At 33.3% G+C, this 23711-nt stretch carries 19 protein-coding genes; 4 read left to right on the forward strand and 15 right to left on the reverse strand.

All coding sequences use genetic code 11. From position 1 onward, the window contains the following. Window positions 1-82 precede the first annotated feature (82 nt). The 3 genes from IMCC3317_RS04615 to IMCC3317_RS04625 form a co-directional block, all read right to left on the reverse strand. Window positions 83-1369 (reverse strand): glycosyltransferase family 4 protein, encoded by a 1287-nt coding sequence (locus IMCC3317_RS04615; protein WP_160128336.1) that lies wholly within the window; start codon window positions 1367-1369, stop codon window positions 83-85. A gap of 175 nt (window positions 1370-1544) precedes the next feature. Further along, the gene (locus IMCC3317_RS04620) at window positions 1545-4034 is read right to left on the reverse strand and encodes a YfhO family protein (RefSeq protein WP_160128337.1); all 2490 of its coding nucleotides are present in this window, start codon (window positions 4032-4034) and stop codon (window positions 1545-1547) included. A gap of 78 nt (window positions 4035-4112) precedes the next feature. After that, on the reverse strand, window positions 4113-4364 hold the full coding sequence (locus tag IMCC3317_RS04625) for a DUF4834 family protein (RefSeq protein WP_160128338.1): 252 nt from the start codon (window positions 4362-4364) through the stop codon (window positions 4113-4115). Between the two features lie 205 nt (window positions 4365-4569). Here IMCC3317_RS04625 and IMCC3317_RS04630 point away from each other — a divergent pair, with 205 nt between their 5' ends. Both IMCC3317_RS04630 and IMCC3317_RS04635 read left to right on the forward strand, forming a co-directional pair. Further along, window positions 4570-5550 carry a transporter gene (locus IMCC3317_RS04630; RefSeq protein WP_160128339.1) on the forward strand — a complete coding sequence of 327 codons (981 nt, stop codon included), beginning with the start codon at window positions 4570-4572 and terminating at the stop codon, window positions 5548-5550. A gap of 30 nt (window positions 5551-5580) precedes the next feature. Continuing rightward, window positions 5581-6699: a GTP cyclohydrolase gene (locus tag IMCC3317_RS04635; protein ID WP_160128340.1), complete on the forward strand. Its 1119-nt coding sequence runs from the start codon at window positions 5581-5583 to the stop codon at window positions 6697-6699. Between the two features lie 309 nt (window positions 6700-7008). Here IMCC3317_RS04635 and hisS read toward each other — a convergent pair whose 3' ends face one another. After that, complete coding sequence (gene hisS, locus IMCC3317_RS04640; RefSeq protein ID WP_160128341.1) at window positions 7009-8376, reverse strand: histidine--tRNA ligase; 1368 nt, start codon at window positions 8374-8376, stop codon at window positions 7009-7011. Between the two features lie 239 nt (window positions 8377-8615). Here hisS and IMCC3317_RS04645 point away from each other — a divergent pair, with 239 nt between their 5' ends. Beyond that, the gene (locus IMCC3317_RS04645) at window positions 8616-10928 is read left to right on the forward strand and encodes a DUF2853 family protein (protein WP_160128342.1); all 2313 of its coding nucleotides are present in this window, start codon (window positions 8616-8618) and stop codon (window positions 10926-10928) included. 51 nt (window positions 10929-10979) lie between these two features. On the opposite strand, the gene IMCC3317_RS04650 is transcribed toward IMCC3317_RS04645, so the two are convergent. From IMCC3317_RS04650 to rpsF, 8 genes are all read right to left on the reverse strand, one after another. Next, window positions 10980-11993: an alginate O-acetyltransferase AlgX-related protein gene (locus IMCC3317_RS04650; RefSeq protein WP_160128343.1), complete on the reverse strand. Its 1014-nt coding sequence runs from the start codon at window positions 11991-11993 to the stop codon at window positions 10980-10982. A 10-nt stretch (window positions 11994-12003) separates the two neighbouring features. Next, complete coding sequence (locus tag IMCC3317_RS04655) at window positions 12004-13620, reverse strand: alginate O-acetyltransferase AlgX-related protein (RefSeq protein ID WP_160128344.1); 1617 nt, start codon at window positions 13618-13620, stop codon at window positions 12004-12006. An 11-nt stretch (window positions 13621-13631) separates the two neighbouring features. Next, entirely contained in the window at window positions 13632-15089 is a 1458-nt protein-coding gene (locus IMCC3317_RS04660) for an MBOAT family O-acyltransferase (RefSeq protein WP_160128345.1), read from the reverse strand. Window positions 15090-15097: 8 nt separating this feature from the next. Continuing rightward, window positions 15098-17008, reverse strand: coding sequence for a hypothetical protein (locus IMCC3317_RS04665; RefSeq protein WP_160128346.1), 1911 nt, complete (start codon window positions 17006-17008; stop codon window positions 15098-15100). 181 nt (window positions 17009-17189) lie between these two features. Further along, window positions 17190-17660, reverse strand: coding sequence for a DUF6495 family protein (locus IMCC3317_RS04670; protein WP_160128347.1), 471 nt, complete (start codon window positions 17658-17660; stop codon window positions 17190-17192). Window positions 17661-17786: 126 nt separating this feature from the next. Then, the gene (rplI, locus tag IMCC3317_RS04675; RefSeq protein WP_160128348.1) at window positions 17787-18242 is read right to left on the reverse strand and encodes a 50S ribosomal protein L9; all 456 of its coding nucleotides are present in this window, start codon (window positions 18240-18242) and stop codon (window positions 17787-17789) included. A gap of 15 nt (window positions 18243-18257) precedes the next feature. Beyond that, the gene (rpsR, locus tag IMCC3317_RS04680) at window positions 18258-18557 is read right to left on the reverse strand and encodes a 30S ribosomal protein S18 (RefSeq protein WP_174805963.1); all 300 of its coding nucleotides are present in this window, start codon (window positions 18555-18557) and stop codon (window positions 18258-18260) included. 2 nt (window positions 18558-18559) lie between these two features. After that, window positions 18560-18898, reverse strand: a complete 339-nt coding sequence (gene rpsF, locus IMCC3317_RS04685) for a 30S ribosomal protein S6 (RefSeq protein WP_160128350.1) — start codon at window positions 18896-18898, stop codon at window positions 18560-18562. 209 nt (window positions 18899-19107) lie between these two features. Here rpsF and IMCC3317_RS04690 point away from each other — a divergent pair, with 209 nt between their 5' ends. Continuing rightward, window positions 19108-19800, forward strand: a complete 693-nt coding sequence (locus IMCC3317_RS04690; protein ID WP_160128351.1) for a LytR/AlgR family response regulator transcription factor — start codon at window positions 19108-19110, stop codon at window positions 19798-19800. A gap of 313 nt (window positions 19801-20113) precedes the next feature. Here IMCC3317_RS04690 and priA read toward each other — a convergent pair whose 3' ends face one another. From priA to IMCC3317_RS04705, 3 genes are all read right to left on the reverse strand, one after another. After that, the gene (gene priA / locus IMCC3317_RS04695; RefSeq protein ID WP_160128352.1) at window positions 20114-22567 is read right to left on the reverse strand and encodes a replication restart helicase PriA; all 2454 of its coding nucleotides are present in this window, start codon (window positions 22565-22567) and stop codon (window positions 20114-20116) included. Window positions 22568-22639: 72 nt separating this feature from the next. Next, window positions 22640-23077, reverse strand: coding sequence for a DUF2147 domain-containing protein (locus IMCC3317_RS04700; protein ID WP_160128353.1), 438 nt, complete (start codon window positions 23075-23077; stop codon window positions 22640-22642). A 10-nt stretch (window positions 23078-23087) separates the two neighbouring features. Then, the gene (locus IMCC3317_RS04705; RefSeq protein ID WP_160128354.1) at window positions 23088-23654 is read right to left on the reverse strand and encodes a chalcone isomerase family protein; all 567 of its coding nucleotides are present in this window, start codon (window positions 23652-23654) and stop codon (window positions 23088-23090) included. Between the last annotated feature and the right edge of the window lie 57 nt (window positions 23655-23711).

The following is a 23711-nucleotide window of genomic DNA, read 5'->3' on the forward strand; positions in this document are numbered from 1 at the left end:
AATACAAAGAAACGCCAACAATCAAAATTATTCGTTACACATTTATTTATTATTGTTATAGAATTTCAATAAATGCTACTAATCAAGTAAGTTTATAAAGTACTTCTGCTAATTTTTCTGTTAACGCTTTGCGCGAATATTTTTGCAGTCCAATTGCGGAAGTGTGCAATTGTTTCGTTTGATACGCTTCATAATACGCCAGAATTTGCGATTTAAGTTTCGCCTTTTCACTATATAAAAAATAAGTTCCTGTATTGGTTTGTTGAATAATCTTAGCAACATCTGCATCTTTTGGACCGATTCCTAAAATTGGACGTTCTGCCGCCATATACTCAAACAATTTCCCTGCAATAATTCCTTTTGTCTTTTCGGCATCAATCTCTATTAACAACAAAACTTGCGAAGCGCGTTGTAATTGCAATGCTTTTTGATGCGAAACGTAACCAAAATAGGTTGTATAATTGCTCAATCCGACTTCTTGGATTTTACGTTGAATCCGCTCACTAACAACGCCTGCAAACTGTAATTGAAAATCAGTAGCAAAATTTGTTTCTGTTTGAAGCAACTCAGACAAAACTTCCCACAATATCTCAGGATTTCGCTCAGAAAGCAACGAACCAATATGTGAAATCGTAAACTTTTCGTCCAATGAAGTTGGCGCATGTTTTTCTACATCATATCCGTTGGTAATAACTTCTATTGGCTTTTTAGTAAGTTGCAAAAACTCTTCTCGTGTGGTAAAACTTGTCGTTACAATCTGATCTGCTGTTTGTAAAACGTCAGCCTCTAATTGGTAATGTTTTTCTTTAGACCTTTTTGTCAATTTCAATTGCTCATGATACCCAATTGTTGTCCAAGGATCTCTAAAATCGGCAAGCCATTTAATATCTAATTCCTTTCGTAAATTAAGTCCGATCAAATGTAAACTATGTGGCGGGCCAGTTGTTATAATAGTTTTAATATCATTTTCAACCAAATACTTTTTCAGAAACTTAACCGAAGGTTTTACCCAATATTTTCGCGCATCAGGAATAAAAAAGTTTCCTCTAATATAAAGCAACAACTTTTCAACAAATGTCTGTTTCTCCTTTGCTATAATTCCTCTGCTAATTTTTTTTGTGTTTTTCTTAGAGAATAATCTCGCGATAGAATACGGTTCAAAAATTGACTGTTTTAAAATCGTTATATCTTTCGGAATTTCGTCTGAAAAAGTTTCGTCAATAATCGGATAACTCGGATTCTTTGGAACATACAAAATTGGTTCAATATCAAAATCGCGCAAATACTTCACGAATTTCAACCAACGTTGTACGCCAGGTCCACCAGCAGGCGGCCAATAATACGAGATAATTACTACTTTTTTAGCCATAATTTAGGGGAATTATACCAAATGAATTTTAAAATGATTGCTACAAAATTTAAATTATATTTTTTTTAGATCAAATAGAAAATATAAGCATAGCCTTCGTTACGGTTCTATTTTATATTAAAATATAAAGGAAATAAAAATGAATTTAATCAGTCATTTTGAAGTTTATTTGGTATTACGCCTTTACTTCTCTCCTACGCTTAAATTCAAAATACAAAGCTCCAATAATTAAAAACACTAAAATTAAAGTACTTGTTAAAGAAACTGCAATTCCTGTGGAAACAATTGTTGGTTCAAATTTGAAATCAATTGCATGTTTTCCTGAAGGAACTTCTAACGCTCGCAACACATAATTCACACGATAATGTGGCACTAATTTTCCATCAATATATGCGTTCCAACCATATGGATAATGAATTTCAGAGAATACTGCAAAACCAGCTTCATTGTTTTCTGCTTCGTATTTGAGTTCGTTAGGTTTGTATGAAATCAGTTTTATCGTTGCTAATGAATCTTTTCCGTAAGATTCTTTTAAATTTTCTGCGGCTTCTTGCCCTTTTCTAAGCACAACTTCATCTTTTGTATTCAAATCAAGAATAGACAACATTTCTTCATCAGCGGTAGCTACAAAATTCAACTTATCTACAAACCAAGCATTTCCATTCGGATACGGATTTGTCAATACAATTGCGCCTGCGCCTCGTTGATCTTGTTCTCCTTCTTGATCTTTAATAATATATTTAACATTCAACATATTAATCGCGTTGATGTTACGCTGTGTGACTTCAAATTTTTCATTTCCATGATCCAAATAGAAATCGTACAGTTCTTGAAACTGTCGTGGTTTTGCCGCATGATAACCGCCAAGTGTATTGTGAAAATATGCTGTACGCGAATTTGCCATTCGCAATCTTGGTTCAAACACGCGGTAATGTCCTTTATCTTTTAAAATTTGTTTGTCTACGTCTAAGGTTCTATATGGACTTTCAAATTGTGCTTTTGATACAAATCCTTCCGTAGAAACGTAATGTCTGGCAATACTGACCAAGTCAAATAATAACAATCCGACTAAAAGAAGGATCACGATATTTTCTTTCAATTTTTCTTGGATGAACGCAAACAAAACGCCTGCTGTTGCTAGAATTAACAGTAATGAACGAATTGCATCTTGTGTAAATATTAAGGATCGATCTTCACGAATAATCTCCATGAAATCTGGACCAAAAACAGCTTGTTCATAATAGGCATCATTCAAACCAACAAAATCAAACAATGACGATTTAAACACAATAAAGAATAAAATAATTCCACTAATAATTCCTGTAGTTATAAATAGTGCCTTTTTCTTTTCCTTAATATTACTTTTTACTTCTTTTTTGAATAAACTCGCAAGTGCCAACACACCTAAAATCGGAATGCATAATTCTAAAATTACTTGTATGGAGGAAACTGCTCTAAATTTGCTATACAACGGAAAATAATCAAGCATAAAGTCGGTTAAGAAACTTAAATTTTTTCCCCAAGACAATAGTAATGACATTATAATTCCGCCAACAAGCCACCATTTTGCACGACTTCTTACCAGAAATAATCCTAATAACGCTAAGAAAATAATCACGGCTCCAACATACGCCGGCGCTGCCACAATTGGTTGATCGCCCCAATATGTTGGAATGTTACTAACAATATCTTTTGCTTGCGCTGCTGGAACGTTTCGTTGTAATAAAAATTTATAAGATTTAGAACTTGTTCCTAAATCTTCAGAACCTGCACCGCCCATAAATCTCGGAATCAGCAAGTTGAAGGTTTCCATTTTCCCGTAACTGTATTCTGTAATGTATTCTTTGGAAAGTCCTTTGCGCTCTTTTTGAGAACCATCAGGATTGATAGATAATTCACTTTGTCCACGCATACTCCAATCGGCGTATTGCTTGGTTGCTAACAAACTTGTTCCGTTAACACCAATTCCCAAAACTACTGCTACTGATAATAATCCTACGGTTTTGTAAAAATGTGGTAATTCTTTTTCTTGATATGATTTAATAAAATATACGATTCCTAAAACAATCACTAATAACATTAAATAATAGGTCATTTGCGGATGCGCAGTCATGATTTCCAATGACATAGCGACTGCTGTGAGTAAAAATCCCCAAATATATTTCCGCTGAAACGTTAACAAAATTCCTGCCAACACTAACGGAAAGTACGCAATTGCATGTGCTTTGGCGTTGTGACCAACGCCGATAATTATGATGAAATAGGTGGAAAATCCAAAGGCAATGGCGCCGAGAAAGGCTAGTTTATAATTGACTTTCATCACAAGTAACAACACATAAATCCCTAGAAAATAGAGAAATAGATAATCTGCCGGACGCGGTAAAAAACGCAATGTACGATCAAGGGTTTTTACATACGTATGCGGATAACGTGCTCCAAGTAAATACGTAGGCATTCCGCCAAAAGCGTTATCTGTCCAATACAATTCTTCTCCAGTTACTTTGCGAAAATCATTTTGCTTTTTTGCCATTCCAGCATACTGAACAATATCTGTTTGCTGAATTTTTTTTCCTTGTAATACTGGATAGAAATATGCCAAAGACATCACTACAAATAGCAATAAAGCTACTGCGTGAGGAATTATTTTTTTGAAATCTATAGTCACTTGATGTAGTTTTTTAGCGTGTAAAGAATGAAAGCAAGATACTCAAAGCATTTGAAAGGTTTCTAAAATAGGCAATCGTTAATCAACTTCTTCAAAATCAATATAATCTCCTACATCTTTAGAAGGCTTTGTTTTTGGTGCTTTGTCAATTACTGTTTCGCCTTCTTTGGAACGTTCTTGACTTTCTGCATGTCGTCTAAATTGATCTGAAAATTTCTTTTCGGCTTTCTTTGCTACGTATCGTATCATTAATGGTGCAAATAATCTAGCCAAAACTCGTAACGCGTATATGACGAGAATTATTATTGCTATTGTTCTAAGTACTCCCATAATATTCTATAACCTAATATTTTTTCAAAAATACAATTTATAGAGATTTAATATCGTTTTTAGTAGATAAAAAACTATAATTTTATGTAGTTTTGAATTTAACACATTAAAAATTGAAGAAACATCTATGCTTGCTTTTTATGCACAAAGCTGCATACCAATACAGATGTTTCTTGTGACGCATACATAAAACAACAATAGACACATGAAAACAAAATCCTTCTTTGCAGTTCTTGGTTTTTTATTTTTATCCACTGCTGCTTTTGCGCAGTATACAGATGTTATTAATTCTAACCGTCCTGGCGCTTCTATTAGTGCTTTTGCTGTTGGAAAAAATGTAATTCAGTTTGAAGGTGGAATTTTTGTAGAACAACAAGATCACAAAAAATTGAATACAGAAGTACGCGCTTTTGGGCTTAATTTCGCGTTGCGTTATGGTTTATTTAAAGAACAATTGGAAATCAGTTGGGAAGGCGCATATCAGTTTGACACCTTTACAAATGGTGCAACAAATCCAGCATTAGAATTTAACAGAAATGGTTTTTTAACACATACTATTGGCGCAAAATATATGTTGTATGATCCATATCTTAAATCATCTCTAGAAAAGCCAAATTTATTAAGTTGGAGAGCAAATAATTCATTTCGTTGGAAAGATTTAATTCCTGCAATTGGTATCTATGCAGGTGCAAATTTTATATTTACGGACAATCCATACTTCGCTGCTACAGAACCTGCTGTAAGTCCTAAAGTTACATTGGCAACACAAAGTCACTTTGCAGGTCGCTGGGTTTTTGTTTCAAACATTACCTATGACCGGATTACTTCTGACACAAAAGAATTAAGCTATATCCTAACGCTTACACATGCGTTTGACAATCCAAAATGGTCTGCATTTTTTGAGCATCAAGGAATTGACAGTGATCGCTATGCAGATGCTTTATTTAGAGCTGGTGGCGCATATTTATTAGGTGACGACTTTCAGGTAGATGGACATATTGGCGCAAGTATAAAAAATACGCCAACACGTTTATTTGCCGCTATTGGAGTTTCGTATCGATTTGACGATTGGCATGTTGACCAATTGATTCCTATTGATGAACAAGATCCAAAAGGCGAAGATCCAAAGAAGAAAGAGTTAGAGAAGTTTGAAGATGATGGCGATGATGATGACAACGATAATTAAATCCTTTTTCACTAACCAAATTAATGATTGATGATTGACGTACGAGAAGTAGCGAATAAAAGGGAATTAAAAGCGTTTGTAAAATTTCCTTTTGGTCTATATAAGGATTCTAAATATTGGGTTCCGCCTATTATTAAAGATGAATTAGAAACGTTTAATAAAGATAAAAATCCTGCGTTTTTAGATGCAGATGCTACGTTTTTCTTGGCATATAAAGATGGAAAAATTGTAGGTCGCATTGCTGCAATTGTCAATTGGATTGAAGTAAAAGAACAAAAACTTTCCAAAATGCGTTTTGGTTGGTTTGATATGATTGACGATTTAGAAGTTTCAGGCGCATTGCTTGAAAAAGTCGCCGAAATTGGAAAATCGCACAAATTGGAATATATGGAAGGTCCTGTTGGATTTTCAAATTTAGATAAAGTTGGCGTGCTGACGGAAGGATTTGATCATATTGGAACGATGATTACTTGGTACAATCATCCGTATTATGAGAAACATTATATTCATCACGGACTCGTAAAAGAGAAAGAATATTTAGAGAATAAGTTTCCGTTTGAAAATGTAAAACCTGAGTTTTTTGAGCGCGTTCAAGGTTTAATCAAAAAACGATATCAACTTCGCGAACTCAATTTTACCAAGACGAAAGATATTATGCCATATGTAGATCAAATGTTTGATTTATTTAATGAATCGTATGCTTCGTTGTCTTCTTTTGTGCCGATTAATGACATTCAGAAAGCCTATTTTAAAGAACGCTATTTGAATTTTATCAATCCTGAGTTTATAAAATTTGTAATTGATAAAGATAACAAATTAGTCGCTTTTGCAATTGTAATGCCATCGTTTTCAGAAGCTTTACAGAAAATGAATGGGAAATTATTTCCTTTCGGGATTTTCCATTTATTGAAAGCACGAAAAAAACCAAAAAATATCACCTTCTACTTAATTGGCGTACATCCTGAATATCAAAACAAAGGATTAACGGCTATTATTTTCATGGAATATTACTTAACATTTACTGAAAAGAATATTCAAAATTGCATCCGAACTCCTGAATTGATTGAAAATACCGCGATTCATCAAATTTGGAAACATTTTAAACCTGTAACGCATAAACGACGGAAAACTTATAAAAAAAATCTTTAGATTTTTTTTGATATTAGACCGCTGCGCTGTTAGATATTAGATCGCTTTGCTTTTAGACTTTCTTACTGTTGCGTTTTTGGCTCTTGGTATTTGTCACATTGAGCGCAGTCGAAATGTTGGTATGTGAATTATTTACTCGATGCAATAAACTTATAAACCTTTCAACTTTTAAACTGGAATTTTGTTTTGCTTTACTGTTGGGTCTTTGGTCTTTGGTCTTTGGTCTTTGGTCTTTGGTCTTTGGTCTTTGGTCTTAAAGAAACACTTTTACATTTAAAACTCAACATTTATAATCTATAATTTATAATTTCAAAAAGCTGTCAACACTTCATCAAAAGGAACTTCTTTCTGAGTTCCGTCAATCATGTTTTTTACGATACACGTATTATTTTCGAGTTCGTCTTCTCCGATAAGAATTACAAATGGAATCTCGCGTTTATTAGCATAATTCATTTGCTTTTTCATCTTTGCATTGTCAGGATATAGTTCGGCACTTTTACCTGCTTCACGCAATGTTTTGATCAATTTTAGTGAAGCAAGCGCTTCTTTTTCTCCAAAATTAATACACAATACATCTACTTTATCCGAAACCGTTTCTGGAAACAAACCAAGTTCTTCTAACACTAAGTAAATTCGATCTAAGCCAAACGAAATTCCAACACCGCTGACATCTTTCAATCCAAAAATTCCAGTTAAATCATCGTAACGTCCGCCGCCGCCAATAGAACCCATTTTCACACCTTCTGGCGCCGAAACTTCAAAGATTGCTCCTGTATAATAGTTCAATCCTCTAGCGAGTGTAATATCTAAATCGAGTGTTGCAGTTTCCAATCCTAAGGTCTGAATTGCTTCAAATACAAATTCCAACTCTGAAATTCCTTCCATTCCTTGTTTAGAGGTAGAAAGCAATCCTTTTAATTGATTTAATTTTTCTTCTAAGTTTCCAGAAAAACCGAATAATGGTTGTACTTTTTCAATCGCTTCCGCAGAAATGCCTTTGTTCAACATTTCATCTTTTACGCCTTGTTCACCAATTTTATCTAGTTTGTCTAACGCAACTGTGAAATCGATTAATTTGTCCTTCGCTCCTATTACTTCCGCAATTCCAGAAAGGATTTTACGATTATTTATTTTGATCGTTACGCCTTCTAAACCTAATTCTGAAAAGACTTTGTCATACAATTGTACAAATTCTACTTCTTGCCAAAGTGACGTTGAACCTACAACATCTGCATCACATTGAAAAAATTCTTGAAATCTTCCATGTTGTGGTCTGTCAGCGCGCCAAACTGGCTGAATTTGATAACGCTTAAACGGAAATGTAATATCATTTTGGTGTTGCACAACATACCTTGCAAACGGAACTGTTAAATCATAACGCAATGCTTTTTCAGAAAGTGAATTTGAAAAACGTGCTAGATTTCCATCTTCCAATGCTTTCAAATCGGCTTTTCGCACCTTTTCTCCAGAATTTAAAATTTTAAAGATCAATCGGTCACCTTCTTCTCCATATTTACCCAACAAAGTTTCAGATTTTTCAAAAGATGGAGTTTCAATCGGTTGAAATCCAAAACTTTGAAAAGCCTTTTTTATAATGTCAAAAATATAATTACGCTTGGTAACTTCAATCGGAGAAAAATCTCGTGTTCCTTTTGGTATGCTAGGTTTTTGTGCCATGATTCTGTATTGTGGCGCAAATATAAGTTTATTTTTTTGGGATTAAAAGATTGAAGAATTGAATGATTGATGAAAATTAAATAATTAAAAGATTAAAGGATTAAACAATTCAAAAATCTGAAATCGTTAATTTCAAAATGGATAGAAGATTTTAAAGTTTGCTTATTAATTTTGATCTCGTAAGTAAAAATAGTAGTTTAATAGCAGTTTTTATTAACACACCAAAAAACTCATCATTTATGAACCATCAATCTATTCCTCCATTACGAGTAAAGAGTCAAGAATTATCTTTATGGCAATCTGTAGTTGCTGCGTATGCAATTAAAGAAACTGAAAAATTAAAAAACATAAAAGGAAAGCTAAATTTGACGCATGTTCAAGAGCATCCTATGGTTTCTGGAACTAATCATTTAGCTGCTACATGTGAGAAAAAAAATTCTATAGAATCACATTTATTTATTGAAGAACCGCATGAAGCATCAACAGATGATGAGATTATTGCTCATTTTTCATCAGAATTTTTTCAAGCAGCTAAGAGTTCTAATGGCATTAGCGAAGAAGCATTGGAAACTTTGAACAAAGATTGGCAGACGTATGATCGTAAGTTCAGCAATAAAGATTATAGTGGTTGGGCATATTGTTATGAACAATATAGAAAGTATGGAGCTTTACATAATTATAAAAACAAGTACAATGACTGGAAAGATAATGGAAGTTTAGATTTCGGCGTTATCTATTATAAACTGCCAAATGATGCCAAAGTTGCTATTATTGGTGATTGGGGAACAGGAATGGATGATGCCAAACATTTACTAAAAGTAATTTTTGAAAATCATAAGCCAGATGCTATCATTCATCTTGGAGATATTTATTATGCAGCTACACCTGCTGAATGTGAAGCAAATTTTGCCGCAATTTTTGAAGAATTTTTCAAGCGTTACCCCAGAATTCCAATATTTACCATTCCTGGTAATCACGATTATTATTGCTATGGTTACGGATATTATAAAATGGTTGCAAATTTGAATCGACATTTTTCTATAGATGCAACTCAATTTGCAAGTTATTTTTGCTTGCGAACGGAAGATAACGGTTGGCAATTTTTGGGCATGGATACTGGTTATAACGATAATGATCCAAAAAATGCTTTCAATCCAGTTAATGACGGTCCAGAATTGCATAGTAACGAACCATCTTGGCACATAGATAAGCTCAATAAATTTTCTGGAGCTACTATTATGCTATCACATCATCAATTATTTTCAGGAAATGCAAAAATTAATGGTAGTGACGGAACTTATGGTTCTTTTCCGTATTTGAATAAGAATTTATTAGATCTGTTTCGGCCGTATTTTGGCAATAAAATAACAAGTTGGCTTTGGGGACACGAACACAATCAAGTAAAGTACGATAATAATTTGTTCGGATTACCTATTGGTCGACTTATTGGTGCAAGCGCATATGAAGAAGCAAAAAGTGATAATCCATATAAACAAACATTTCCTGAAGTTCCTATTTCATCAAATCTAAGAGCTCAATTAGGAATGCATGACAATTATTATAATCACGGATTTGCCATTGCCGATTTTTCACAAAGAGTAACCCCAAAGGATCCTGTTGTTATGGAATATTTTCAATATCCATCTTGGGGAGATACAACGCCATCTCCAATTCCCACAAAAGCGTTACCTATGTGGAGAGAATTATTTAAGTTGCAATCAACTACTAAAGAACCAGTCATTTCATATGGACAAGTAATTCATCTGAATTTAGAACTAGGAAATGCATTTATTGGACAAGAAGTTGAACATTTTGATGAGTATCGGCCAACAATTCAAACTACAGCTGTAAGATTAAAAATTTCTGATGCTACAAATAGTAGTAATCCAATTAAAGATGGCGAGACTATATTTCTAACAACTGAAGAAACCACTGTTGGAAATTATAGTCATTTAGGCGCATGGGATACCGGCGTATATTACAGCACTTACAAGAGTGATGATAAACATCTACAATGGATGATTAAAAAAGTAATTTCTACGCCAAGTGATCTTAACATCCGAGAAAACGAAGCTGTGTATTTGTTCAACCAAGAATTTCCAAAAATGTATTTAAGCCCAAATTTACCAATAGTAAATTCTGTGAGGTCAACATACACATATCTTACAACTGATAAAAACGTAAATGCCAATTGGTTTATTCAACTTCCAAAGAGTAGTAAAGTTGAAACGTTAAAAAAGATAGTTTCATCGTTAAATCTTGACTTCGACATTGAATTGTTCGAAAATATTACAAAACATTTAGGAGGTTCTTTAAAAAACAAAGATGCTGCTTTAGTTGCTTGTTCTGACGAAAAAGAATTGAAGCTCGTAAAGACTAACTTCTTAATTAAAAAACTAGGTCTTTCTGACAGTCCAAAACTTGATGAAACAATGCAAAAAGTTTGTGAGTTAATGGGGAAATCTAATCGACAGAAACACAGAGAATCGTTTTATTATTTACTCACTGCTTTATTAGAAAAAGAAGCTATTTTTAAAGCTTCCAACGAATAATTTTCTTTAATAAAGAATGTAATCAATCTTGAATCCGATTTTCAAGATTGGTTACTTTTTTACAGGAACTTTTCGCCAACCATTTTCAGATTCAGAGAAATCTCTTGCGGCAAAACACCAAATGATGACTTTCTTTTTGTTGAGCCATTCCGCATTCTTTGCTTTTCGGTATAAGTCAATTCTAACGGAAGTTGTTCCAGAACCTTTTACGCCAATTAAATCAACATTCAAACCTAATTTAGCTGCTACATTATCTGAAAGTCCTGCGTTTTCCGCGAACATATCGCCGCCAGCATGAAATATTAATGTGTGACTATCGCCCATAATTAATACAGGAGAATCTTTGTCTATTGCTGATGATTTAGGAAACGTATTTAGAATGATTTTTTCTTTGGAAAGATTTGTAGTTCCTGTTCCTGCGCTTAAATCTCCTTTTATTTGAATCGTTTTCTTAACAGCGTTTTCCTTGGTTTTAGTTCCTGAATATGCTTTGTACCATTGCTCTTTTTTGATTTTGTTAGCAATCAGACTACTAGCAATTTCAATACCTTTCGGATTCCAATGTGAATCTTGTTTGCAATAGGTTTCAGTTCCTGTGGCTGTAGATTTTGTAAATTCAGGAAAAAGGTCGATTACTTCCACACCTTCATCAGCCAATTTTTTATATAAATTTTTATAGTGAATATTCAAGTCTTGATTCACTTTTACAGAAGCATCCAATTTGTTTGCATTTATAATCGCTTTTGGCGGAACTGGCATTAAATACAATTTTATATTCAATTTTTTAAGCTGATTGTTAAAATCGACAATTGCTGGAATTGGATCTTTCCGATCTGAATTTGTAGCAACAGAAGTTTGAGTAGCTTCCGAACCGTAAAATTTCCCTTTTGAGATATGAGCTAATTCATTCGATAAAAACAACCAACCATTTTCGCCAACTATTGTACTATTTGAAGCATTCGCGATTTTTTCCTTGCATATTTTTTCAAAAGCTGTTTGCGCAATTGTATTTACTGAGAACAGTAAAACTGCAACTATTCCAACGAGTTTGTATGTGTTTTTCATTGTATTGTACTTATTTTTTAATCAAAATTCCCCAACATGGATCTTCTAACGATAAATCATCATCTTGCAATTCGGAACGATTTATAGAACCAAATTTGTCTGCATATTCATGCCAATTATAGAGTTTTAGTGTAATTTCTTGTCCGTTTCGTAATTTTGCGGCGTCTGTCCAATTATTATTTTCCATACTTGATACATATACAACCGATTCGCCTAATTCATTTCCTGTGCTATCTTTCAAATCCGTAATATGAATTGAAAAAACATGATCTTTATACGGAACTGTATTTGGCAACGGAACTTTACTTGTTTCTCGCACAATTCCTGTTACAGTAACTGAAGTTTCTTCTTTTGGAACGAAAAATTCTGATTCATAATCTTCATTTAGTTTCATGTCCAAAATTTTCCAATCGCCAACAGACAATTCGCGCGCAGCAAATTCCAAAATTAAAACTTTTTTTCCTGCTAATCGATCTCTGCCACGTTTCAAATCATTCGAAAGTGATAATCGTGTTGCATATGCGCCTGCATCATTCATTAAAATTCTATCTACAGGTTTGTTCATATTATGACTTATGTGTTCAGAAAGTCCCGCGGAACTTCCCCAATTCATTCCTTCAAAAGAGTATATGTTTGCATAACTATCGCCCAAAAATAGAATATCTGATTCCGCAGAAGGTTTAAACAAATAATTACCACCTAAAACCTGTTCTATTTCTATGGATTGCGTTTTGAAATGAGCATTTTTATTTTCAATATTGAGCATATCAACAATGTCTCCATAGTTTTCAATTGTTGCTTTTTTAGTATTATAATTTGTGTTTCCTTTCGGGATTGATAAACTGTCCAGCAACTTACTGACTTCGTTTGCGACTATTTTCATTGCTTCTGGCGACCAATGTGTATCATATTTTAGATAGCCAGAATTTTCGAGGTTTTGTTTTTCCAACAATGAAAACACATCACAAACTACAATTCCTTCGTTTTGCAACTGTTTTACAAATGTTGCGTATGATTTGTTATTTATCGCTTTCGCTGAATTTTTTAGTACGAATGAAGCTTTTGGCGGCGCAGGAATAATAATGAGTTGTATATTTCTTTTGGCTAATTTTTCTTTGAAATCGAGAATTGCCTTAACAGGATTTGGTTGTACTTCTTCGTTTTCTTCTCTTTTGTTTAATTGTTTAGTGTCTAAAAAACCAGCTTGCGTTAAGTATTGATTAGAAAATTTATAATAAAAATTATCTTTTGAAAGCCACGCATTTTCGTTTCCTGTATTAAAAATTTGCACTAAACCAGTTTGCGTTATCGGAATGATTGTTTTTCTAAAAACAGAATTATCTTCTAAATCAGTTTCAAATTGTTTGATATTGCTCAACAAGTTAGTATTGAAATTGGTCATGTTTTTAAAAAATCCAGCTGACGCATCAACTATTTGATCATTTTTCATAGTTAAACTAGAAGTTTCCGCTGCTCGACTGATGTTACTTATCAATTGAATTACAGCAGCTGACATGATGAAAATCAAAAAGAATGCCAAGAGTATCTTTTGATTTCTTTTTGAAATATCAGTCTTCCTAATTTCAGCAGTTGCTATTTCTTCTCGCGACATTTTTTTATGTTCCATAGCCATCGTTTTTAAAAAATAAAGTATATGAACGGGTTAAAATCTTGCGTTACCAAAGCCATCACAGAAATTAGCATCAAAAACATAATCCAGATTGATTTCGTTAGCGTGATTTTTTTTGTGAAATCCCACGTTTGTGGAAATTTCCAAACGACAATTCCCGCAAGGAAAAAACTAAAAAGATAATACGGATTCCTGATTAACACATTGTTTACTAAATCTGTTTGCGACATTGAAGTTCCGCCAAACATGGCTTGAATATAGGTTATCGCACTTGGTAAATCGGCTGCTCTAAAAAATACCCACGCAAACACTACAATGATAAACGTAATCATTATTCCTGCTATTTTTGGTAGTTTTTGATAAAACGCTTTTTTATTGGCGAGTCTTTCCAATGCTAAAAATAGTCCATGAATAGCTCCCCAAATTATAAAATTCCATGACGATCCGTGCCATAATCCTCCGATCAACATCACAATCATTAGGTTTACGTAGGTTCTGTTGTTTCCTTTTTTATTTCCGCCTAGCGGAATGTATAAATAATCTCTTAACCATGTTGATAATGAAATGTGCCAACGTCGCCAAAATTCCGTAATACTTCTGGCTAAATACGGCGAATCGAAGTTTTTAGGAAATACAAATCCTAACATTAATCCTAACCCAATTGCCATATCAGAATATCCGCTAAAGTCAAAATATATTTGAAAAGCGTACGATGTGGCGCCGTACCAAGAATTTAGAAAACCAACATCGACAGATTCAAAACAGATGTCTGCAATTTTTCCACACGGATTTGCAAGCAATACTTTTTTTGCCATTCCTAAGCAGAAAAAAGCGATTCCTCTCGAAAATTTTTCAAGCGTGTGTGTTCTGTGTTGTAATTGATTTGAGACTTCTTGAAATTTTATAATCGGACCAGCTACCAATTGTGGAAACATGGAAACGTAACAAGCAAAATCAATAAAGTTTCGAATTGCTTTTGCATTACCACGATAAATATCAATGGAATAACTCATACTTTGAAACGTGTAAAAGCTGATTCCAAGCGGTAAAACAATGTGCATAATACTACTTGATTCAATTCCTTGAAATCCAAAAGACTGCAAAAGTGAATTGTAATTTTCTACTGCGAAATTGAAGTATTTGAAAAACACTAATAACGACAGGTTTGAGATGACAGAAACTGTAACCGCAATTCGTTGTTTTCGAGTTCTTGCAGCATCTTTTGATACTATTTTAATGGGGTTTTTCCAATTTTCGCCCAATTGTTCGGCTATGAAAAGTCCGCATATATAATCGATCAATGTACTTCCCATCATTAGAAGTGCAAAAAAAGGATTTGCCCATCCATAAAACACATAACTTATGATAGTTAGCGTAAGGTGTCTTATTTTTTTTGGAGAGATATAGTACAATATTAGTACTAATGGTAGAAAATAAAAGATAAAAAAGTAGGAACTAAATACCATTTATAATTCTATTTGAATGTAAGTAAACTTACTTTTATTTTTTTGATTTTCTGTTTTCTTTTTATATTTTGAAATGCTATTTCAAAGTTCCTGTTTTTAGTTTTTTTCGTTAGTTTAAAATAGACATTTTCGTAATAATTATCTTTTACATTTTTCGATCTTAGAAAGCTTTTTTCTTGTCCATCGAAATAAACAGTTACTTCAGAATATCCAACAGAAGTGTATTGAAAATGTATTTTTAAAACATCATTCGCATTTAGCTCTAAAGTATCTGGCAGCGTTACTTTTAAAGTGCCGCCATCTGTACTAATTCCTTTTTGTCCTATGGCAGCTATATATCCTTCTTTTGTAATATTGAAAGTATCGCCTGCCGCTAATTTTGGAGTAAACACTACATGTTCACTCCAATTATTTATGTCGAGTGTTATAATCTCTTTTTCATCATAATTATCAATATTCATACTTGCTGCTAAAGGTATAACGGGAACGTTGCCTTGAAAAGATTCTGGTAGCGCAACGTATACAATTGCTCTTCTATTTTCAAGGTATGACTTTCCTTTTTTATAAATTAATCTCCCAAGCCCTATTCCGCCGCTTCTATAATATACATCTGGTTTAAAACCGCTTTCGTACATAAAATAATGTGGGATACTTCCGCCTCGTGCTATGGAAGGAAACCCTAAAAAGGAATTTCCAATGAGTAAAAAAGGAGATGTATTTTTGTCGTATTCTATTCGTATTATGTTTTCTAAACTATCAACAACAGTTTTGAAAGTAATATTTTTTTTAGGAGAATATAATTCATTCCCTTTTGGCCATTTATACTGTTTTCCGTTGCCAATACCAATCGTATCTTTTATGTAAGTTGTTATTTTGGGAATCGTTTTATACTCAGGATATCGTTTTAATAACTTTTTTAGTTCTTTTGCAACTACCCATGAAACAGTCTCCGCTGGATGCTTTTCGTCAAAATCATTGTACCAAAATACTAAAGGATGTTTGGTGCGTTCTTCAATGAGTTTTGGAAGAATATCTAGTACTTCGATATCATTTTTCAATAAATCAGAAGTCACTTTCATCGCATACGGATTCACAACATGATCAGAGAGTTTATCTGAAAATAAAGATCCTGAAACTTCTCCTTTAAAAGGTATTCTAATGATAATTAAATCAATATTAAATTGTTTTAAATACTCATTAAAATCGGTCATTGCATCCACAAAATTTCCTTCATTTGCATCTGCATACGCTTTTCCTGCTGAAAAAAACGAGTTTCCAATCCATTTTGATTCTTTTGCTGCATTTGCTTTAGCATATTCACTTTTGAAGGCGGAAATATCTTTTTCCCATTGTTCCCAAGTGCCGCCATGAGATTTTAATAGTTTCTGAATTCTTCTAATTTCTGATTTTATGGCTTTTTGTCTTTTTCGATTCGCCTTTTTATCAATTGGCAGTGTTCCTACTGATGTTACTTTTTGTTTTTTTGAGACAACATCTTTTGAGTGTATGCTTTTGGAAAATTTTTTAATTTTTGTGGTTTTTATCGCGTAATAAACTTCCATATCAAAGTCATCAACGTGATCGATCAATTGTGTTTGACGAATTTTGGGATTAGCATTATCAAATGGAATCAACGTAACTCTAATCTTATCTCCTACTTTATAATTTGCAGTAGCTACACGTTTTTTATTTACAATACCTTTGAATACAATACTTATTTTAGTGTTTTTTGAATCTGTATTTACGTTGAATATTGTTGAATAATTGCAATCAGGATAATTTATTTCTTCGGGATTTGGCAATTTAGAAATGAATTCAATTTCTCCTTCCAAAATGAGCTTTGAAGAATTTTCACGTTGCCCATACATATTTGTGAATAGCAATATAAGGCAGACAATCAACAAATATTTTTTCATCATCTAGTTCATTTCGGGTTTTATTTGTATTTAACACTTTCTGTGTTTGTTTCAGAAAGACTACAATTATACGGACCAACGTCTTAGGCTGTTTTTGCCTTATTTGCTTCCAATATACAACAAAAAAAGAATTCTTATATATTCCAAAATGATTTCCAATAAAGTTCGATGTAACTACGAAAAACTACGACATCGTAGCTTGAAACCACTGAAATAATTGTCCTTTAGTAATGTTTGAACCTTGTTGTATGAGCGCAAATTTGTCTGCGTTTCTGTCATCTGAATATGCTTTGTTTGCAGTTAGAATTTCCACTTCATCAGAACTATAATTTTCACGCAACCAAGCGAAACCTTCTTTGGTTGTAATGTCTATGTTTTCTGTTAGAATCTTGACAGCAATTAACTTCATTTCGTTTTCACCTAAGTGAAATAAATATAAGTGTTGCGCCGAAATATTTTCTAAGTATGTAGCTTGCGTTAATACACCTTCCCAAACCAAATCGCTAAATACATCTATTTCTTCTTCAGCTACTTGCGGGTTTTCAGTTTTCAGCGTTTCCCATTCTTTAGCAGTGATGGATTGTGTTGCTAAAAAGTTGATGAATTCTTTGTGCAATTCATCTAATTGTTCTTTGGTAAGTCTTGTATACTTCATGCTATTCTACACTAAAAATGCGTGCTTTTTTTATAAATAAGCGTGCAAATTTACAATTATTAAGATGTTTTCCATAAAAAAAGCCACTCAAATTTGAGTGGCTTTTATATAAATAAACGCTAGGCGTTATTTTTTTGCTTCTGCAATAACATCGAATGGTAAGTCAACAACTACACTTCTGTGCAATCTAACTTTCGCTTCATATCTACCAGTTCGTTTTACACTTCCTCCAATCACTTTGATGAATTTCTTCTCAATAGTGTGACCTTCTTTTTTAAGTGCTTCTACGATATCCATATTGTTTACAGATCCGAAAAGTTTAGTTCCCGTTCCTGTTTTTGCAGTAATCTTAATCTCTAAGTCTAATAATGCTTTCGCAATTTCATTAGCCTCATTAACTAATTTTTCTTCTTTGTATGCTTTTTGTTTCAAATTCTCTGCTAAAACTTTTTTAGCTGAACTTGTTGCTAATGTTGCAAATCCATGAGGAATTAAAAAGTTTCTTCCGTAACCATTTTTTACAGTTACTAAATCGTCTTTAAATCCTAGATTTTCAACGTCTTGTCTTAAAATAAGTTCCATATCTGTGTCTCTATTTTATTTTAACATATCGCCAACATATGGCATTAATGCTAAGTGACGCGCTCTTTTTACAGCTACAGACACTTTTCGTTGAAATTTTAATGAAGTTCCAGTTAAACGACGTGGTAGTAATTTACCTTGCTCGTTTACAAATTTGATTAAGAAATCTGGATCTTTATAATCGATATACTTGATACCTGACTTCTTGAAACGACAATATTTTTTTGCCTTTGTTGTTTCGATGTTTAAAGGAGTTAAATATCTAATTTCTCCTTCTTTCTTTCCTTTTGCTTGTTGTTCTATTGAAGACATAATTCTTAGGATTTAGCGGTTTTTCTACTTCTTCTTCTTTCTGCCCACGAGATTGCATGTTTGTCTAACCTTACAGTCAAATAACGCATGATACGCTCGTCGCGTCTGAATTCTAACTCATAAGGAGTAATTACTTCTCCTGGTGATTGGAATTCGAATAAGTGATAGAAACCACTCTTTTTGTGCTGAATTGGATATGCTAATTTTTTTAGCCCCCAATTTTCTTTTGAAATCATTTTGCCACCTCTAGAAACAACGAAATCTTCAAACTTCTCTACTGTTTCCTTTATCTGAGTTTCAGACAAAACGGGATTTAAAATGAAAACAGTTTCATAATGATTCATAAATACTATTTTTTAGTTAATTTGGGCGCAAATATAGTGTTTATTTATTATTATGCTAATAATTAATGTTCTTTTCTTTCAAGTAAAGCCAGTAATTAATCTTTTTTTATTCCGAGTAAATGTATAATAAATCCGATAAATTGTTGTGTCTTAAATTTATTTTTTATAACATTGCATTGACCCAAATTTTATAAAATCGCTTTTCACATATGAAGCTTAACTGTATTATTGTAGATGATTCTTCTATACAGCGGATGGCTGTTGCCAAGTTGACGCTCAATCACCCTTCTTTAAACCTAATTGCTGAGTATAGCAATGCTATAGAAGCAAAGAATGGATTGAAGACAAATAATGTCGATTTAATATTTTTGGATATTGAAATGCCTGTTTTAAATGGATTTGACTTGCTTGAGTCATTAAAGAATCCGCCGCAAGTTATTATGGTTACTGGAAAAACAGAGTATGCTTTTAAAGCGTTTAACTACGATGTAACCGATTTTTTACACAAACCATTATCTAAAGATCGTTTTGACAAAGCAATTGCACGCGCACTTGACAAATCAAATTATGGTGCGAAAAGTACCGAAGATGACGATCATATTTTTGTAAAAAGTAACTTGAAGAAACGTAAAGTTATCTTAAATAGCATTAAATGGATTGAAGCTTTAGGCGATTACGTAAAGTTAGTTACTGACGAAAGTAATATTGTAGTTTTATCTACCATGAAAGCATTCGAAAAGCAATTGCCTGAGAATAAATTCTTGAGAATTCACAAATCCTACATCGTGAATTTGGACAAAGTGGACCGTTTTAATAGTAAAAATGTTGAAATTTCTGGTCAATTGATTCCTTTGAGCAGGAATAAGAAAGTGGAGCTTTCGGAAGCACTTTCGAATATCTAAATCGCTTTGCTCAATTTAAAGATTGAAGTATTGAATGATTTAAAAATTCATGTACTTCTCGATACAATTTTCTCTGAAAATCACTCGAAGTGACGTTTTGTTTTATATTGAAAGATTAAATAATTAAAAGATTGAAAAACCTAGTGTTGAATTCTCAATACTAACATCTTATTTCTCAAAACTGTTTCAAAATACTTCTCGATACAATTTTCTCTGAAAATCACTCGAACTGAAGTTTTGCAGTTTTTAACTGAAAGGTTAAATGATTCATGTACTTCTCTCAATACTAAATACTCAAATCTCAATACTACTTTTACACTGTATCAACATCAATTATAATTCGCACACTTCTATACGTCGAAATAGACAAGAAACTCGCTTGTACGCGTGAAATCATGTCTTTTGTTTTTCCTAACGATTGATTTTTAGGAATTTTTAATAAGATATTCTTCAGATATAAGTTTCGAATTCTCGCTATTGGCGGAAATTCTGGGCCAAGCACGTTATCGCCAAAACTATTGCGAAGCGATTTTGCAAACCAAGCCGCACTTTCATTGACACGATTGTATTCTTTATGTTTGAGTGTAATTTTGATCAATCTATAAAATGGCGGATACTGAAATTGTCGTCGATCGTTGAGTTGATCTGTAAACATTGCTTCATAATTTCCAACCGAAACTTGCTGTAATATTTGATGATATGGATTGTACGTTTGCACAATGACTTTTCCTTGTTTTTTAGTTCTTCCGGCGCGACCGGCAACTTGCTGAATCAATTGAAAACTGCGTTCGTGCGCTCTAAAATCTGGAAAATTAAGCATGCTATCTGCATTCATGATTCCGACTAAATTCACGTTTCTAAAATCCAATCCTTTGGTTAACATTTGTGTTCCAACTAAGATTTGAATTTCCTGTTGTTCAAAAGCTGAAATAATTTTCTGATAGCTGTATTTTCCACGCGTTGTGTCCAAATCCATGCGTCCAACTTTTACTTTGGGAAATAATTCGAGTAACTCCTGCTCTATTTGTTGTGTACCAAAACCTTTGGAATCCAATTCGTGACTTCCGCACGCAAAACATTGTTGCTGCATTGCAATGTGATGACTGCAATAGTGACAACGCAATTGATTTTTGTATTGATGAAACGTTAAACTTACATCACAGTTTGGACATTGTGGTGAATTTCCACACGTTTTACATTCAATAATTGGTGCAAAACCGCGTCTATTTTGAAATAAGATGATTTGTTCACCATTATCCAACGTTTCTTGAATTTCTTCTAACAAACGATCAGAAAAATGACCTTTCATGCGCTTTTTACGATGCTTTTCTTTGATATCGACTAATTCCATTTCTGGCAACAGAACATCGCCGTAACGTCTTGTGATTGTTGCTAACGCGTATTTACCAATCTTTGTATTGTAATAACTTTCTACGCTTGGCGTTGCCGAACCTAGTATTATTTTTCCTTGATGTATTTTTGAAAGCACAATTGCTGCATCGCGTGCGTGATATCGTGGCGCAGGATCAAATTGTTTGAACGAAGTTTCATGTTCTTCATCTGCAACGATTAATCCTAAGTTTGAAAATGGTAAGAATAGTGAAGATCGTGCGCCTAATACAATTTGTGCTTTTGGCTTGTTTTCCAATACATTGTTCCAAACCTCAACGCGTTCATGAATGGAATATTTGGAATGATAGATCGCTACTTTTTCGCCAAAATATTGTTGTAAACGTGTTATTAATTGTGTCGTGAGTGCAATCTCTGGTAACAGATATAATACTTGTTTTCCTGTCGCGATAATTTCTTCAATAAGCTTTACATATACTTCCGTTTTCCCAGAAGACGTAATTCCGTAGAGTAAACAAACATCTTTCGTTTTAAAAGCCGTTTTGATGGTTTCATACGCTTCTAGCTGATATTGATTGAGTTGTTTAGAATCTTCTGTTTCTCCGCCGTTATAGGTTATTCGATCTCTTTGAATGTAATATTCTTCAAGAATTTCTTTATCTATTAATGCTTTTATGATTGCCGAACTCGCTTTGCTTTGTGTAGCGAGTTCTTTGACTTTGATTGGTTTTTTAGCTGTCGCTGAAATTGAAAATAATGTGAGAATGACTTCGCGCTGTTTTTTGGCTCTGTTTAATGTTTCCAATAATTCCTGCAAGCTTTTTTCACTTTCGTACTTCGCGTGAAGCTTTACATACCGAACTAATTTTGGTTTGTATTGCTCATAAATTTCTTCGTATACTTGAATGACTTTTTTATCAATTAATCGTGTTAAGACTGGCAATACATTTTTCTTATCAAGAATTTTACTGATTTCTTGAATCTTCAGTAATGATTGATGTTGTAATGCTTCAAAGATTAGAAATTCGTCATCTTTTAATGAATTTTCATCAACATCACAATTTTCGTGTTTTGAAATGATGGTTTCACTTTCCAGTAGAAATGCACTTGGAACTGCCGAACGAAATACTTCGCCCAAACTTGCCATGTAATAACTAGAAATCCATTCCCAATGTTTTAATTGTTGTGGTGAGATTATTGGTTCTTCATCAAGAATTTGCTGAATTTCCTTTGCTTCGTATGTTTCTGGTGCTTCTTGATGAATTTTGTAGACTAATGCCGTATATACCTTGCTCTTTCCAAACGGAACAGCGACACGCATTCCTTGTTGGAGAAAGTTTGCTTCGGTTTCTGTTATGCTATATGTAAATAGTCGCTGAAGCGGAATTGGTAATATGACATCGATGAAATAAGCCATGATTCAAAGGTAGGTACTTTGCATAAAAAAACCACTCTTTTTAGGAATGGTTTTTATCTTCGTATGTTGCAGTTAATTCACTCGATACCAATTTTGTGTTCGGTAAAAAAATGCGATATATCCACGTACATATAGTTTGTTTTTATCGTCTTCGTCGAGCCATATTTTGCATTTGTATTCTTTTCCTTTTTCAGGATCTAGAATTTTTCCGCCTTTGTATTCATCATCGTCTTTTTCAAGTCCGTCAATGATTTTCATTCCTAATACTGGCTTATCTTTTCGATGATCGTTGCATTTTTCACAAACACCAGCACGTTTTTCTGGATTTAAAATGTCTACTACTTTACCATAAATTTTACCGTTTTCCTCGTAAATTTCTACAATTGATTTTGCTTCTCCTGCTTCGTCGTCAATGGTTTTCCATTTTCCGATTACATCTTGCGCAAAGCCTATTTGAAGACTTAGTACTAATAGTGTAAAATATACGTATGTTGTTTTTTTTATGCTCATTTTTAACACGTTAGTTTCCTAACATTCCGCTTTTAAGCTTTTTATCTGCTGGTTTTTCTGATAACCAAATTCCAAATAGTGCTTTTTTGAAGTCTAATCCTGCAATTGTACCTTTTTTTGTTCCGTTTTTGTATACAACTACGCCAGTTCCTTTGATATATGCAATATCGAAGATGTCTCCATCATTAATTTCATCACTGAAAAATCCTTTAAATTTTTCTATTTCTGTAGCAATCGGCGCTGTTTTTCCGTCTGTTGCATTTTCAAAACCATCATTTACGGCATTGATCATTTTACTACTTGAAATCATTCTTGATGTAATGTGTAATTTTATCGCCATTGATTCGTCGGCTGCCATAATATCTTTTGCATCACTTGACTTTTTCGTTAAGTATAATCCACCAGAATAGAGCTTGAACCAAGCTTTTTTACGTACGCCTGCGCCATTGTATATGAGTTTTTGACTTTCAAAAGTAACCGTTTCTGGAAGTGTTGCAGCTCCTATTTCAATTTGCGCATGTGTTGCACTCATACCTACGATTAGAAAAGCGATGAACGCATAAATTGTCTTTTTCATTTGTTATTGGGTTTGTTTATAATTTTCGTTTGTAATATACTACTTTTTATTATGCTA

Source organism: Kordia antarctica (assembly GCF_009901525.1).
GTDB classification, from domain to species: Bacteria; Bacteroidota; Bacteroidia; order Flavobacteriales; family Flavobacteriaceae; genus Kordia; species Kordia antarctica.